The organism is Hominimerdicola alba, from assembly GCF_900112155.1.
GTDB classification, from domain to species: Bacteria; Bacillota; Clostridia; order Oscillospirales; family Ruminococcaceae; genus Hominimerdicola; species Hominimerdicola alba_D.
Map to the genome: position 1 here is coordinate 1 of NZ_FOKQ01000012.1, position 17509 is coordinate 17509.

A 17509-nucleotide genomic window follows, 5' to 3' on the forward strand; every position below is an offset into this window, starting at 1 on the left:
AAATGCTGTTACTGCAATGCACCGCTGAAACTCGAGATAAGTGAGACCTCGATTCATACATTTCAAGGTCACAGGAATGAATTCACGATAAAGCATGAACCCAGTCTTGCCTGCACAAAATGCAATAACATGTTTCAGGCTGAGCCGTATCAGTCTGAAAAGACTAATGCATTCCTGCATTTTCTGATGTCGATCAAGCTGAAGAAAGCTGAGATCGAGTACAAAGACATGATCAGGTATGTAGATAAAAATCTCAAATTCAATGGTGATGATTAAATTTGACCCTGCAGGGATGTTGATTCCTTGCAGGGTCGGATATTTTATTGGGTGCGGGATATTTGACGGTTACGAAACACTAAGCTTTATTCAGATTTAATATAATCTACAAGCAACTTGGCATTTGTGTAAATCAAATCGTCTCTTGCTAGCGTTTTATCAACATGCCTATTGCAAGTTTAAAAAATATTTACAATAGTAGTCACACACCGTCCCTTTTACTCCACCCATTTACACCGCTAAAGTGTCCCCGCTAATAATAAATAACACCCCGGTGGGTAAAGTAGAAAAGTATTAATCTTCTCTTCCCCTGGGGTGTTATTGTTGATAATAAATTATTTGATTTTCCGGCTGTGTTCGCCTAACCACCGTTTGGTATTTGTTAGTGATGACAGTATTAATCCGGATCAATCACTTCTGTTAGTATTTTTGCATTCGTCCATATTACATGATCATTATCCGTTGTTCCTTCAATATAATTCTCACAGTCCGTATCATAGTATAATTCTGCCTTCAAATCTATCATGTAATTTGAATAGTATTTTGACGCAGGACTTGAATCACCTTCAAACAAACTGCCCGTACCTGTAAATACCGAAAGTGTCAACGGTATTTCGTAATATGTCTTTCCATCATCCGCAACATACTTCATGGTTGAAGAAGGATTCTGGATCACATAAACATAACTGGTTGCCGAAGGCGATGAAGCTGTAGTAACAGTAGAAGAATATACATCTCCCTCATTCTCCGGTTCAAAGGTATCAAAGTATTTATCTCCTATTACCAGATCTGTCACATATTCATTTATCGTCAATACTCCGGTATCTGTATAATCATCCTTTCTGCGAATTGTAACAATCAGTTTCATTCCTCTTGCATTATCCGCTTCACCGACATCAGAAACATCATAGAAAGCGCGCATTTTCATCGGCACATAACCATTCGCCGAATCAATTGAGTCCATATCTCTGGCATTGATGCCTAACTGATAGTACTCTCCATTCTGATTGCCTGAATCATCAGAATTCAATGTGAGTTTAGCTTTGCTGGAAGTTGTAATAAAGTATAGCAGGCCTCTAGAACCCCATTTCTCATCTACTGTCTTTGAATACGCTGCAGATGTAGCACTAGATGACAGGTTCGAAGAACCGAGCATTTTTGTACCAATCACGGATGAATGATTGTTCTCCTCAGAAGTATCTCTAAGTGGGAATTGATCTTCCATATCATCTTTGTTATCGTATTTCAAATTGACAGTTGTTTGTATCACAACATTTTGTCCGTATGCTGCATTTGAAGTATTACATGTTGCCTGAAGATACGGACTGAGGTCAACACCATCTCTGAATTCTATAAAGTTTGATCCAACGATTACATTGACACTATCGCTAATGTCCTCACCATTATTGATTTTGAACCCTTCTGTTCCAAAGCTAACCTTAGGTCTTACCTGAATACCCCTGATTTGATCTGAAGCACTGTTTTGCATATTTAATGAAAGAAGGAAACTCTGATAAACTTTAACGGAATCAAATCCCAAGTACGTATAAATAGTCGTACGGATTGAACTCTCTATGCCGACATTTGCAGTTAGCTGCGCTGAAATAGTATCATTTAAAGACTCAGAAGCAAGTGACATTTTTGTGGTCGTATTAGTTTCTGTTATACTAAAGTCATTCGTAAATATCTTTCCAGTAAGCAGATGTGAATGATAATTAGTATCCACAACAGAAGGGTATGCTGAGTAATTAAATGTACCCGGATCAAAAAACTCCAAATGATAGAAATTGTTATCCGATACCGGCGTAAAGAATGAAATGTAATAGTCTTCACCAAGATAGCCATAATTTGCTGACTCGGTATCAGAATCCCAAACACCATCTTTATACGCTATCGAGATGTTATAAGCTCCATCTCCATTTTCTTTATATTTGTAATATACATCTCCATTTCTAATAACAGCACCGGCACTCTTATAATTTGCAACAGTTGCATCTACACCTTCAGCAAGAGTAACAATATCATACTTTCCAGTTCCACCCGCATCAGAAACCGATACATCAAAGAAATCATTCATATAAACTGAAGTAAACGCATCACCCGTTCCATCTTTATTTACATGGAATAAATTCAGGTTCAGATAATTACTTGTTCCGCTTTGATATACCGAAGTAGTTCCATAATAAAATCTGTTACCCACATTAGGATCAACCAGCACCATACGAGTACCTGAAGGCAATCCACGTCCGGTAGCATCTATAACCTGCATCTTTTTAGAATATGTATACAGAAAACTTTCTCCCGAATTTACCATATCATTCCATTCAGAAATGGTTTTCTTGTATGTATAATGCATTTCAAGTGTTACAGGGTTACCAATATTCTCTATAAGAGAATTACCACCAGTTGCGTCATTCCATTCATTGAAATATGGCTGTTTAACATAACTTGTTCCAGTAAGGAAAGTTGCTCTGAAATCGTAACGCATTATTTTTTCCACAACAACCGGAATATAAAGATGAAACGCAACATTCGTATGTGTCGTATCACCTGGATCCATGTACTGAACATCAACAAGTGTAAACTGGCCAACACTTCCACCGTTATCATAGGAACCGGATTTCATTTTAAACTGACCACTTGACTGGAGAAGATTAGGATCAGTAGCGAAATAATTGAACACACCATTCTCATCATCCCATACACAAGTTCCAATTACAATACGATACACTTCTGATGCAGTATTCATCTCAGCATTCTCAGTATTACCAAGCGAATTTCGAGCATAATTGAAATCTGTGTTCGTCAGATATCTGATATAATTATTTATCAGTTCTGTTGTGTTTGCCGCATGGACATCATCTACAACCAGAACAGGGAAATCATTCGTCGGGCCCGCAAATGTACTTAGTTCTGTATTGTACGAGGAATACTTATTGTTGGTATACAACTTTTTAATTAGTGTTCCTGTAGAGCCACTGCTCAAAGATTCAATCTGACTATATGCAAAAGCATACCTCTTCGGTTCCGCAGTTAATGGTGTTGCTGTAACTGTGTCTCCAGAAATTGAGTAATTAACAACATCACCAAGAATGTGACCGATAGCTGAATGGCTGTAGTCGATAATCGGAGCATCTTCTCCTTCATGCGTATAATAATCTACTCCATCACCCGTGAGGTAATGGCTTCCATTATCAACGATAGTAAAACCGCTAGATGTAACATACGGTGACCCAATTGTAACATTGTGTGTATTACTTTCAGCAAAATCAGACCAAGTAGTCTTTCTTGTTGAGTTCTCCAAACTAAGACCTTCGTAATCCGCGCATACAACGTATCCGGCAAACTTATCATTGGTTTCTGTCGAAGAATTATAAATCAGCTTTGTCCCATAATAGTTATTAGTTGCCGGAGTTATATAAGTTCCACCTGATGCTGTTTCTGTAGTAGAAAAAGTATATGCACTACAATCGAATGATCTTCCAATCATCGCCTCAGTAATATTGGGCACATTTCTTGAATCCTGTCTGGAAAAGCCAGCAATCATAATGCAGTTATGTTTAGAATTAGCATTGGTTCCAACAATACCGCCCATATTATTGCCTGTTAGGTCTATATTTTTGGTCAAAATATTGTACCCATAGATATAGTAATTACCTAACGTTTCTCCATTTTGGCTACTTCCACCACTTGCGTCCCTTGATGTTTGATCCGTTGTTCCATTACTTAGTTTTCCTACCAGTCCACCTGCATTTCCTTCAAGTATGGTTCCAATTGTAGTGCCCTTACTATCAATATTCGTAATATCGCTACCATTAGATGTAATGCTACAATCAGAGACTTCAACATTATCAAGTATCAAAATATGTTGATCAAAATTTGACGCTCCTTTTGTTGATGTGTCACCCCAAATACCAACAACACCTCCGGCGGCAACATTTCCAGATATAGAGTATCCCTTAATACTGCAATTAACAAAATACGTATCAAACAAATCCTCCTTACCAGATGCAAGAAAACCACCTGCAGAAGAATACACTGTTGTTCCTGTACTCCTTATATATGGCGTTAAACCATCAATCGTGCAAGATATGCTAACATTCGAGATTTCTGATTGTCTATCGTTTGTTATGTTCGCATTTCTGGTCCAATTGTTTCCACCGCTTGGTTGACCACCGCTTGTAGCCCAATGCCCTATAAGTCCTCCAGATGCCAAAGGAGATTCGACCTGCAAATTAAACACATCACAATCATCCATTTTCATCCATGCTCGATTGATAATTCCTATCATACCACCGGCATATAGATTAGCCTTATCACTCGTCACATAAGAAAGCGTTGTCAAGGAAGAGTCATCACTACCAATTTTAATATTATTAATCGTGCATTGGGCACTTTGGGTACCAGTTGCTCTTAATACACCTATCAAGCCACCTACACCAAAGTTAAAATAATCTGTTGTTATTCCTCCCTGACAGTCACTTACAATTTCAGTGATACTAAAATATTTATCGTTGTAATCCAAAGAAAAAGTAATTGGATTATTACCTGTTCTACCTAACAATCCACCTGCTATTACTCCAGAATGTACTCTAATTTGAGAAGAGTCATAACCAGCACCGCCAGCTAGAGCATTATTCTGAATATTTAAAGTCAAGTTTACTGCATTGTTTCCAATTAATCCACCAGCATACTTAGGACTAAAAACATCAACATTATTTAATGCAACAGAATTAATTGTATAGGTTTTGCCACCCACATAGTTTGTTCCGTAAAGCGATCCCACAGAACAAACAAAACCTTTATCAAATACATTATCTTTTGTGTTCTCTACTTCGCCGCCATCAGATTTACTACTCTGTATAAGGCGACATTTTACGATTCCTTTTAGTTTAAGATTTGTTATTGTCGCATTTGCACTTGAAGCATAGCAATTAAACAATCCCAAACCATTTGAGTCCTGATTATTATACGGATTATAATATGTATCAAATTCACTATTAGCTTTTTGATAATATACATAACTTGTATTTTGAGAAATAGTATTGCCATTTCCATTAAAAGAATTAACGTACAATATGGCACTAGTATTAACACTGGTAGTTGTTATTCCATTCCTCAGAATTCTGTTAATTCCTTTGAATCCATCCGGGAGAACATATGTTGAATTTGAAGCACTTAAAGTTATTGATGAATTGTTGGTTCCATTAGCAATTATTCCAGCATAATAAACCGGATCTCCGCCTTCGCCATTTACAACTGTGTTTTGCACATTAGATGCGTTTTTATATTTAATTACATCAGTAGTTTCCTGTGTATATTTACGGATAATATACGGATTATAGCGATAGTTCTTATAATAGTTTGCTGTAAACCCTCCATATGTCGCACTAAAACTATCATAATAATTATCTTTAGCTGCATATGTCAAGAAATCCGGATAAGAAGAACTTGACGTGCTCTTTCCGCATCCAACATCAGAATAGGAGGCACTTCGAACTGTGTAGAAACCATCATAGTAACCAGTCTTCGTTCCAAGCGTAACATTACCAGGGGCATCAGTTCCTTTATTATGAATAGCTGACTTAATCCCCATACCACCATTGGTAATTAAAGAAAGCATAAATAGGCTCTGTCCGTCAGGCACAGTAATAGCTCTGCCACTTGTAACGCCGAGTTTCCCTCCTGCACTTGTAGAATCTACGTCAGCTATAGAATAATGCTTGGTTCCATTTTTTAGCGTCACCGCACCATCAGACCAGGTATCCGTTTCATTAGTCGTTCCGCCTGTAAATGTTCTTGTTCCATCTTCATATGGTCTGTATTTATTATCAGTCGATTCATTAATTACGTATCCACCAATAACCCGACCCACAATAGGATTGACATAGAGCCACTCATTGTTACTATCACTCATTGGTGAAGTATCAACTGCACTATTAGCTACTGCTCTGAAATTCACATTGCTAAATAGCGTTTCATTATATGTATTGCTACGGCTCATATTTCTGAAAACAAGACCACCATTTACAACAACACCAACATATCCACCAACAGGAACAAGCTGCGCATAATTGCCATATGTTTTAACACTTATTGATGAATTACTTGTATTTACTTCATCTTTATATGAATTTCCACGAATGTTAATGTTGATTTTATCGCTAGAACTACCTAATACTAACTGAACACCATCAATAATATTATCTCCACCCATGATACGGCCTATAACAGCGCCATAAGCCTCATTACCTCCGGAAGATGTTACAGTAGTTGTAACTTTTGTTCCACTCGTAGTGCTAGAACTAGATATAGAAACAGGAGTTTCAAAAGAGTTATTATTTCCATACAGTGTAACATCGCCAGTGACATTTATTGTCACGTCCCGTACAACGCTACCATTGCTATAATAGATAAGCGGATAACCCGTTTCATTAATTATTGTTTTGCCGTTTCCATCAATAACACCTCTGAAACGGTTCGCAGCTGTTGTCGTATTTCCAAAACCTTTAAAACCAGATTCAATAGTTATCGAATCTACCGTCTTTAATTCTGTTTCAGGATTCGTTTCTGTTTCAGAATCAGCGTCAATAATATAATATGCTCCTGCAAGATATTTCCGCATATCATCAAAAGTTATTTCATTATTGCTGGAATCCTTAAATGTTGTACCATCAGAAGTGAATACTACATGATCATTATTACACCATAAAGTATTTCTATAATTTGAATTCTTAAGTCCGTTAGGGACACATATTTCCTGTGTACCCGCAAAAGAACCACCATTTATCCAGTTAGCAACGGTCATAAGCTTTGTTCCCGTAGCAAGAACATAAGGATCATTGTATGTTCCGCATCCGTCAAGAACAATTACTGCATGATTGACTTCTATCTGATAATACGATTCATCTTCATCATACGCTGTATAGACATACGGAAGAAAGCCCGCAAAATTATACGGACTGGTAGCGTCTGATGCTTTAGGACTTGTATATGTGGATGATCCGGAATAGCAATGTTCCTGACCTATATATTGTGTTCTTCCAGATGAACTATTCGTTATACTTGATGCACTATCAGATCCATCCCAAAGTTCCAAACCGTATGTTACATTACCATTATGAGTTGTATCTGCATTTCCATCATTATTGGCATCCCAATCAGCTGCCCACGAGTAGTTATATACGCCTGAGCCTGATGCGTAAGAAAATGAATGCAAAAGTGTTGCCTTAGTAAACAGCGCATGATAGGTCTTATACATCGAATTAAAGTTACCCGTAGAACCTGAAAGATCCGTATCGCTGATAACTGCACTCGAATCTCTGGCATCCAATTTTATTTTAGAGAAGTTAATATTTACATCATCTGCTGTAGAATAACCAACATCACCGATAAGACTTGTTGCAGCATACAATGTAGTAGAGCCAGAATTATAAGCAGTGGTATTTGAAACATTACTGATTGTCAAAGAAGTGTTCTTTCCACTTTTATTTATCAAAAGGGGAGCATAAGCTGAACTAACTGTTCCATACGTTCCTGTTGCTACAGACAGATTATGAACAGAAATACCATTCAAAGAAATAGATCCGCTTGTCATATCAACCTTAGCAAGATGATCAGCATCTTTACCTTCAACCTTGCCACACACAAGAGCACCGCAAATAGATGCAGTATTATCACTAACTACAACTGCTCCTATATTGCCATTCAATGTAACGGCTCCAACTCTTAATGTATTCTTAACATTACGGAACAACCCTTCATGAAGAAGATAATGCTGTGTATGCGGGAATAATGAACTGTAGTAGAGAGAAGTTCGGTCACACTCAGACGAAATATTAGCATCATACTTTGCTTTCTCGCTTAACTCGAACTCTTTATTAGCAAAAGTAAAAGTGCCATTTACCTTAGTGTTATTTACAGAATGCCAGGTGTATGTTGTAACGCTCTCCGAAACAGACGAAGTATAGAATCCACCATTGGTTTTATCTCCACTGGTATCAATATCGACCGGATACCAGCTATAACCAGTCATATCATAAGCAAGGTTTTCTATATTTCCATCCGTAAAAGTGCTTGTAAAGTTTGTCTTAATACTCCTGTGAGCGTATACAGAAAGCGCCCAGCTCATCAACTTCTTCTGCGGTGTAGTAAGATCCGAAGCATCATTTGATGTTATCAAATCAAGGTTATAGTAATATCTGCTATATGGATTAGGATAAACACCCAAAGATGTCTGTGCAGCATAACTATTGCTTGCAGACGAATCATTCATTACAAGTCCAGAAGCCGTCGATGTCCTTATGGAAATAACACCACAACCATTCTGCAGTATATAAAGATTGTCTTCATCTCCTTCTGGATATGGAATATGATCTCCTGTCGGAAGCCCATTTTCATTGTACTCATTTCTATAATATGCCGAATAGGTTACTAATTCATCAAAGTCAAAGTTTGTTCCCGGTGTTGGCATATTATTAAATGTACAGCTTGTAATTGAATATGATGAAGTACTCGGTAAAAGCATATATATTGCAGAACTTCCTGTACTCGCAGGGTCGCCATTAAAACCTTTATTTACGAGCATGCCAAATGAGCGGGCGCTTCCTGCATTTCCGCTTCCATTTGTTGTTTCAATAACTATACTATTTATATCTAGATCTGTTACAGTCCATTTTCCTGTTGCTGCATAAACCAAGCCAGCAAAATCACCTTTATTGCTATTAGTACTGATAAGAGAAACCTTCGATGAATTATTTACATCAACATCTGCAAAAACCACATCTGTATTTAACCATGAGTAGCCCAGAAGTCCTCCCATAGATACTACAGCATGATCCTTTTCAGTATTCTTTAATTTTCCTTGAATGATCAATCCATCTGTTACAACACCATTTAAAGTTAAGGTTCTGCTGTTAAACACAGCATTTTCACTATCTGTTGTACCAAGCCATGAATAACTCTTAATTACAGCAACTAATCCACCCAGCTGCTGTCTTATATTACCATTGGTATTTTTGATTTCACCCATCGACTTGACATTGCTGAAATACCAGCTTTCTGTCTCATTGGAAGCATGGCTGATTATTCCTATAACACCACCAATACAAGAATCAGAGTTGGAATTATTACCAGTAACATTGCCTGAGAAAACACTCAGTTCAGAAGAAGATGTTCCCGAAATATTAATCGAATTTATAGAACTGCTACAATCACCAACAAGACGACCAAGGTAAAGAACAGAAGATCCGCCATAATTGAACACAGTACTACTGTGAACATTCGATGTTTTAAAATCATTAGTGACTCTTCCGGCAGCAGAACCGACATACATCGCTCTGGTGGCACTGATACAGGTGTTTCCAGCAAATGTTACATCCTTTATAGAATAATCTGAACTATCTGAAAATGTTCTATCCAGAATTCCAAATAACCCATTATATTTATGGAAATAAATCTTACCATTTCCTTGAGAGGAGTGATCTGAAAGTTCACTATCATTTCTGTATCCAAATGCTTCTCCAGTTGAAAGATAGATTGTATGATTACCACCATCAAAATGACCTGAATAAACGCATTTTGCAGCAGCAACACTTGCATTATCGGCTGAATCATTATCTCTTGTTAAACCTGTTAATCCCGTCCCAGAAAGGGTAATATCAGCCGTCAAAGAAATATTTGCATTCTTAATTACGCTGTAACTTGAACTTCCGGAAGCAAAACTGATTGCAGGCGCACTACTTGCGTCAATCGTAAAACAAAGTGCTGCCTTTGCAAAGTCCGTCAACGAGCCCAAGGAAGTATCTGAAATACTTGTCTCAGAATCCGTTGTAACTGTATGCGCTCCTATGGTTATGGTATGTGCTGTTTCATCGACAGTAAGAACTGCATTTCCACCTGTCTCAATCAGCTCTGTTTTAAGAGTATGTCCTGTTCCTTCATCAGTAGATGCAGTTCCTCCATTAAAACGAATAACCTCTCCCCATGCACCTATATCATCAACAGAACAAGTAGTCATCCTGTTATAACGCCATCCGGATTCCGCAAAAACAACCGAATCATCACGGAAACCTACCAACTGACCACTATAGTTTGAATTATTGGAAACACTACCAGTTAATGTTGAAGTCCCTGAAAGTCTCAACACACCATCTGTAATAGAGCCTATCAATCCGCCGCCTTTAAAACTACTGCCATTTGCAGTTGAAACATTATTAGTGTCAATAAAACTATTATTTGCCTGGCCAACAAGTCCGCCATAATTTCTCGAGCTGCTGTTGTCTTTATCATTTCCAGCTGTAACTGTAAACTCAGTTCCCGAAAATAACACATATGCACTGCTATTTGAACCGGCAGCTGTTGAATCAATTAATCCTATACCTCCGCCATAAAAATTATAATAAATACTTGCACCGATAGACGATGTCACAGACACATTCTGTATTACAAGAGTATCCGCTAGATTGTATGCCTGATACAAACCGATTAATCCACCATAATTGTTACAAGCACTTGTTGTATGGTTTGCGGTAATAGTATTTACTTTATTCTGTGAATCAGTTATTGTAATAACACCGCCTGCGGCATCAGCGTCATTGACAACTGTCTTATTTTCAAGCACACCAAATAAACCGCCTACATTTCCGGCTCCTTCAACACGGGCAGATGAAGTATCGTATAGTAATACATCGAATGTACTTGTTCCAGAAGAAAGCAGAGGTCTGTAGTAGCCTGCTACTCCACCGGAACCAGCAACACCGGTAATAACATTACCAATTTGATATTTGCTATTATTCTCCGAATCTGTATAATTAAAGACACTGCTATCAAGTACTATAGTTCCGCCATCACATTTTCCGACAATACCACCTGCATAGTTACCGCTTCCGCCCGCAGTAACATAAGCATTTATCTTATTCATGTTACATTGCATCGTGAGAACCGAGTTTTCACGCATTACACCAACTACACCACCGGCATTACCCGAAGATGTAGTAATAGTATAATCATTATTTGTACCACCAGCGGTTTTTACGGTAAGTTTAGATCCTTTATCCATGACATGGCAGATATAACCAATATCTGTATTTCCATTAATATTAGCATTTGGAAAATCTATACCAGTTCCGCTCTGCTTGACATTATCTTCAACATTTATAATGAGTTGCGCATCTTCATCCATCTGTCCAATTATTCCGGCAGTAGTGTATGCATGGGTATTCTCACCTGGATCGTTCGGTATATATATGCTCTTTTTCACGCTCCACTCATGAACAGAATCATTTTCCCAATCATGTTCTGAATCGTGAACAACGTGATTCGCAAGAACAGGTTTCATGGTATCATTTGTGGTTACCATGATTTCCATAGTCGTTGACGTTAAATCTTCTGTAGAAATAATGGAAGCCGAATCGCAGACATAATCAAAGAACGGATCATCCAGTCTGAAAATGTTTAAAGAAGATGATGTTGCTATTTTAAGGGTACCTTTAAATGGATTCGACGATGTTCCAAGTGGTATATAACCGGTCATAAGTGCTGTCGAATTACCTGATCCGAATGCGATAGAAATCGTATCTCCAGAATGATCAATCGTTGTATTATCATCAGGATCATACGCAGCATAAACCTGCGAAAATGTTACTAAATCTGCAGGAGAACCTATTGTAACCGTATGCGTGGTCGAATCATAAATAATATCGCTTTCCGAAGCAGCCATAACCTTCATAGAGATATCTATATGAAATATATCCGAAAGAAGTTGCATCGGCATAAGATTAACAACCATAGCAAAGACAATAGCAAAACTAATTACTCTTTTAAAGTATGAGTATCTTCTGCCCACTTTGTGTATTTTTATATGATCCGATTTAGGATGTTTTTTATTCTTGTTTTGAATCATATATATCACTCTCCAACAATTAGTTCACTTACTCTCCTGAAACCGACGTTGCAGAAAAATCAACATAACTGTTAACAACGTCCCAATAATCAGTATATGTTGCCTCAGGTGCACTCATCGTATTATTCAAAGAATTCTCAAGAGCAGTTGTCATATACAACTGAAAATCATATCTGCTTTTTCCGGGCGTAACTAAGACACCTAAAGAATTATAAGTATCACTTGAATTTGCAGTAATTGTGATTGTTTTCCAGTTTGTTGTAACTCCACCCTCAGTTCTGGTAGAATTGGTTGCGGTAAAGCTATAATCATCAAGATTAAATTCATTTACCTGAAGGTAATCCGTACACCATGAAAATGTAATACTGGATTCACCGCTTCCAGAAATCACATAATTAAAACTATCATAATCCGTTCTAGAAGTGTCCTCATTAAAGCGGCCTTCCCAAACCCTTGACAGTGTTTCCTCCTGAACAGTCACTCCAAATATAGCACTGATAGTACTAAGTTTTTCTGTATCTGATGGAATTGCTGATACTTTTACATATATTCCCGGAGAATCAGTTAAAAAAGCTGTTGGAAAACTTAGAACATACCCATGTTCCGTAGGTTCGTATACTCCACTTGCATTTGGAGCAAACAGACGGTCATCCTGAACCAAAAGATAATACCCATCATCTTCGTCATAGGTTGAAAAATAAGTATAGTTTGTTCCACCATCGCTACTTATTCCTATCTGGTAACTTCCAAGAGCACCATTTTCAAGTAATTCTCCTCTAATATTCACAAGTTGTGCAACCAAATCATATGTTAGCGGCCCCTTATATGTCTTCTGAGTGTTTGCACGATTATAATTCCATATTTTAATATCTATAGGACAATTCCCCTCCGTTCCTGCCGGAAAAGGTATGTTGCTAAGCAGCGGTGAACCTGTAGCAAGATAATTTGAATCAAACGGTTGTCCCGCACCTGCAACATTTGCAGCAACCCTTTTTGCTCTGTTGCTATGTGCCATATATTCAGCAAAAGTAACAACTGAAGCTATTCCAAGAATCGCGACAACTATCCATATGGGTATTAAATGCTTTTTTATAAACTTTGTCACCCTTTTCACTGGAAAAGCCTCCTTCCATAAAAATCTCATTATCTCTTAATCCGGTTCAGCCATTATGTATATAATATCAGTATCTTTATATGTCGTAGTTGCCGTTGATGGATCCCATGACACCCTCAGAATATATTGATGATAAAAAGGTGATCTGGAACTTGCATAACCACCGGATATTTTATTCGCCTGCCAATACAATGGTTCAGAATGTCTTTCAACATAATTATACTCATATGTATCAGAATGAAATGTATTATTCGCAAGCCCCGCATTTTCACCCGTTGTCTGCATATTGAGATAATGGCCATTATACTTAACAGTAACTGTATCTTCTTGACTCGTAATTGTGTAAGAAGACTTTGTGATTGGATTTGTCGTTGCATCCGCCGCATTCAAACACATAGGAACATTGTTATTATCTTTTCTTATGCTATAGTAAAGAATGTCACCAGCCTCTAAGCCTTCAAACACAGGATTATCTGTAATATCCCTTATTTCATCAGCAGGATAGTCCTCAGTCACAGTATATGTAATGTAATCACGCCCCAGTATACCTCCAGGAGTCGTATCCGACACTGTTGCCTCGTATATTGTGTAAGTAAATGGATTATTCTCTGTATGCGCTAATTGCAATGTATATGATGTAACGTAAGCCCCGGCCACACAAAATACATAATCTTGATAGGTTGCTTGTATTTCGGAACCATTAGCTCCTTTCCATGTTCCCATTACATCTATGCCACCTATATCAAAATATATAGGATTTTCCTTATGACCAGCTGTAATAAACAATGAATTAGGAGAACTTATCTTCTCATATCTTTGCAATTGCCTTTGCATGCGAAACCAACTATATGTTGGATAAGCAGTTATTAAGCATATGGTAAGCAAGACAGCAATGATAATCTGAATCTTTTTACTTTTATTAAAAGATTTAAGAAATCCACCAAATGACAGTTTGAAGTTTAGTTTTTTCTCTTTGTCATCTATATTCTTATTCACTGCCGTCACCTCCTTCCATAATTACCAATTCACTACTCAGCTGTCAAGGTCAGAAGAAAATACTGTATATCAGTTCCAATATCCTGGTCAGCCAAGTTATATGCCATACTTAAGTCTTCCAAATTTGTCGCTGCAGAAGAAGCATTAAATGAATATACTGTTTCTTCTTCCACAACATCGGAATCAGCCATCAGATTAATTAAATCTGTGTCAGACTTGAGAATGTCCGCTCTATTGTTAATAATATAATTCCTAAGCGAAGCTACTGTTGAAGCATCTTCCGTTGTAGCCCCAGATGATGAATTTGCCACATTATTACTTGCAGCAATACAAGTCAACTGAGCATATGTATTAGGCCAAATCCAGTAGATTGTAACCGGCACAAGTCTATCTATAACGCAATTCTCGATTTCAATTTCATATTCACCATTTTCAATAAGAGATCTGTAGTAATACGGAGCTAATGCTCCTTCATGATCTCCGGTCCAATCCTTAAAGAACAAAATATGGTTATTTAGGTATTCAACGGATTGGTAGTGCGAATCCCCTGATGATATTTTGCTTAAGTTAGATGCTCTAAAAGTATTATTCTCATTTCGAGAAACACTTGCGGAATATCCTTCCAACTCGAGTTTAATCTTAACCTTTAAGGTCCCTGTCTGTTTAGGAACGATATAAAAAGTAAGCTTTCCCGAAGAATTCGGACCTAATCCATTAGACTCTTCTGGAGAACTCAACCTCCACTTTATAGCTTCCTTACTTCCGCCAGTTGAATAAAAACTGCCTGATGAAGTAGTTCCACTGTTGATATCAGTGATATAGGTATATGTTCCAAGCGTTCCATCTTCGACATTCACCGCACCAGCCATGTTGTTTATTTCTGTTCCGGAATCATATGTTGCAGTCTCTCCTGTTCCGGACTGAACGTAGCTCTTGGGACCAACATTATCCCCTGTTACTGCGAGTTCAAACGGCATCCCGGCAGTCTTTACCCCCATCCCCGATGTACTCGTTTCCCTATTCATGCTGAACCACGCTATAGTCATAAATATTAAAACCATCGCACTAAAAAACAATGCTGTGCCTAGTTTAATCAGCTTTGTCTTTTTTGACTGCCGCTTTTTTTCGGCGGCGACAATATCAACAGCGATAAGTGAAGCAGACTCATCTGCACTCGCACTCAACATTTTCTTTACATCAAAACTGTTGTTTTCCATCTGCTTCACCTCCATGCTGTTTATTTGCTTATTTTACGCAGATTTCAAGGCATTGTACAAATGTGTTTTTCAGATAGATCGCGGAACATATGTACTTTAGTAATAGTATATAAAATAAAAGTTCATATATCTTCTCGATTATATTATATCACACCGCCCAGTTAATGTCAATTGTTTTAGGCTCGATTTCCGTTAATAAATTAGAAAGATAAATAAATATTTAATCAAAAAGATCTTCGAGGATCTCTTGCAGACAAAGAGCAGCAAGATGCATTAATACTGCGCATTATCTGGTGATATCAGCCGCGTGAAATTTACTGTATTTGGCCATTACTATGAGTAAAATCAATTGTTAATAAAGTCACAAAAAGCAAGAAAACTGTGCGAGGTAGTATTTTTAACTTAACATTCAATTAATATTTTTTCGATAGTAAAGTTGCTGAATCAAAACTGTGCTGTTCTTCGCGAGAACTTGCTGTTGATGATAGTGTTATGCGCGGCGATTATCTCGTCAGCGGAGAAATTGGGCGGGTGGATAGGGCACGGCGGAGGCAGAACGCTGAGCGTGACCCTTGCCGCAAAAATAAAAAACTCCCATTTTGTGCTGTGCCGGTGCCGAACCCTTGTAACAGCGGGTATTGCAAAGGCGCAGACAAAAAGTATCCCCCACCTGGGTGGGGTGGGGGGAAAGGAGTTTAGAGAGGGGTTTAATTTATTTAAGGGGTTATTTTTTCTATTTTTATGGGGTTGGGGAATGTGGTTGGTTAGTTGTTAATTTCTTAGGTTTGATTATGAAGTAGCAGTAGTAATATTCGTTGCAGCTGTCGCAGCTGGTGTACCATCGCCGCCATTAAGATCAAACTGAAGATCAAGCTTATACTTATTGGTCAGTGCAGCATATGTCTGAGATGTACAAGTAGTATCTTCACCTTCAAGCCACAATCTAATTACAACATAATAGTATTCTGTTGCATTGTTGGCAATTGTAGAATCTACGGTTGCAGCTGTGTCATAGGTAGCAGCAGTTAATGTAGTTGTTGAATTAACCGCATTTGTTCCACTCTGATTTCCTGCACCACTTATTCTAAGAATGGTCTTCTTAAGCGCTCCACTATATGACGGAGTTGAACCAGAAGTATCAACTGCAGGAGCTGTTCCTGCACTAACACTTGAACCTAACTCCTGAACAAACATTGCAACTCTCCATGCTTTGTCGGTCGGAGCTGTCCACGATGTTCCTTCACCATTCGCATCATACAAAAGATTACACTTTGACATTACAACAGTTCCAGTATTTGAACCATTAGTATTGGTAGCTTTCAGATAAAAAGCATAATCAATATAACCATATGCCGTATCATATGCTGTTGTGCTTGGAGTTGCGCCATAAGCCGTGTTGAAGCCACCGTCATATGCAGTTTTGTTTGCTGCTGTATCAGACTGAGATGTTCCCTCGCTATAAGGTGTATAATTTTCTGCCAAAGCATCACCATTAGAACCTGCATTAACAGTATAGAAATACTGAATGCCATCTACAGTAGAAGTAGGCTCCAATAAAGCCTGTCTAGTTTGCGAAAGGGATTTTGCAAACTCTGAATCGCTCGGTGTTTCAGAGATAAGCAGGTTCGATCCAACCTTAGTCTTAACTTCCATACCAGTAACAGTAACTGTCTTATTCATGGTAAACCAAGCGTAGGTCGATGTTGCAAGCATTACTGCCGAAACCATCAGCGAGCCGGCAGCGGGTATTAACTTCTTGGCAGGATTGCCCTTTTTCTTTGTATTAGTTTTCATATGCATTTTCCTTTCATATCAGATTTCGGCGCCACGTTCGCCGATGACTCGAAACTTCCACGAAACAGATTGTTTTTGTTTCTTAACCTGAACTTATTATACATGATTTTGTTTGCACCGTCAAGACTTTTGGATTTTATTCATATTTTTAACTTTCAAAATCAGTTACATGCACAAAGGTAGAAGTTTGCTTTGTGTAATTTTGCTAGT

At 38.0% G+C, this 17509-nt stretch carries 6 protein-coding genes; 1 reads left to right on the plus strand and 5 read right to left on the minus strand.

Annotated features, from left to right (window positions below; genetic code table 11):
* A partial coding sequence (locus BM265_RS08135; protein ID WP_074961083.1) for a hypothetical protein occupies positions 1–276 on the plus strand: 276 nt, incomplete at its 5' end.
* Positions 277–673: 397 nt separating this feature from the next.
* Here the strand turns inward: BM265_RS08135 and BM265_RS08140 are convergent.
* The 5 genes from BM265_RS08140 to BM265_RS08165 all read right to left on the minus strand — a co-directional run bounded on the left by BM265_RS08140 (position 674) and on the right by BM265_RS08165 (position 17299).
* Positions 674–12178, minus strand: coding sequence for a hypothetical protein (locus tag BM265_RS08140; RefSeq protein ID WP_074961084.1), 11505 nt, complete (start codon positions 12176–12178; stop codon positions 674–676).
* 28 nt (positions 12179–12206) lie between these two features.
* On the minus strand, positions 12207–13292 hold the full coding sequence (locus tag BM265_RS08145; RefSeq protein ID WP_074961085.1) for a hypothetical protein: 1086 nt from the start codon (positions 13290–13292) through the stop codon (positions 12207–12209).
* Positions 13293–13328: 36 nt separating this feature from the next.
* Positions 13329–14288 carry a hypothetical protein gene (locus BM265_RS08150; protein WP_074961086.1) on the minus strand — a complete coding sequence of 320 codons (960 nt, stop codon included), beginning with the start codon at positions 14286–14288 and terminating at the stop codon, positions 13329–13331.
* Between the two features lie 32 nt (positions 14289–14320).
* Positions 14321–15505 carry a hypothetical protein gene (locus tag BM265_RS08155; RefSeq protein ID WP_074961087.1) on the minus strand — a complete coding sequence of 395 codons (1185 nt, stop codon included), beginning with the start codon at positions 15503–15505 and terminating at the stop codon, positions 14321–14323.
* A gap of 789 nt (positions 15506–16294) precedes the next feature.
* Entirely contained in the window at positions 16295–17299 is a 1005-nt protein-coding gene (locus tag BM265_RS08165) for a hypothetical protein (protein WP_074961089.1), read from the minus strand.
* Positions 17300–17509 lie beyond the last annotated feature (210 nt).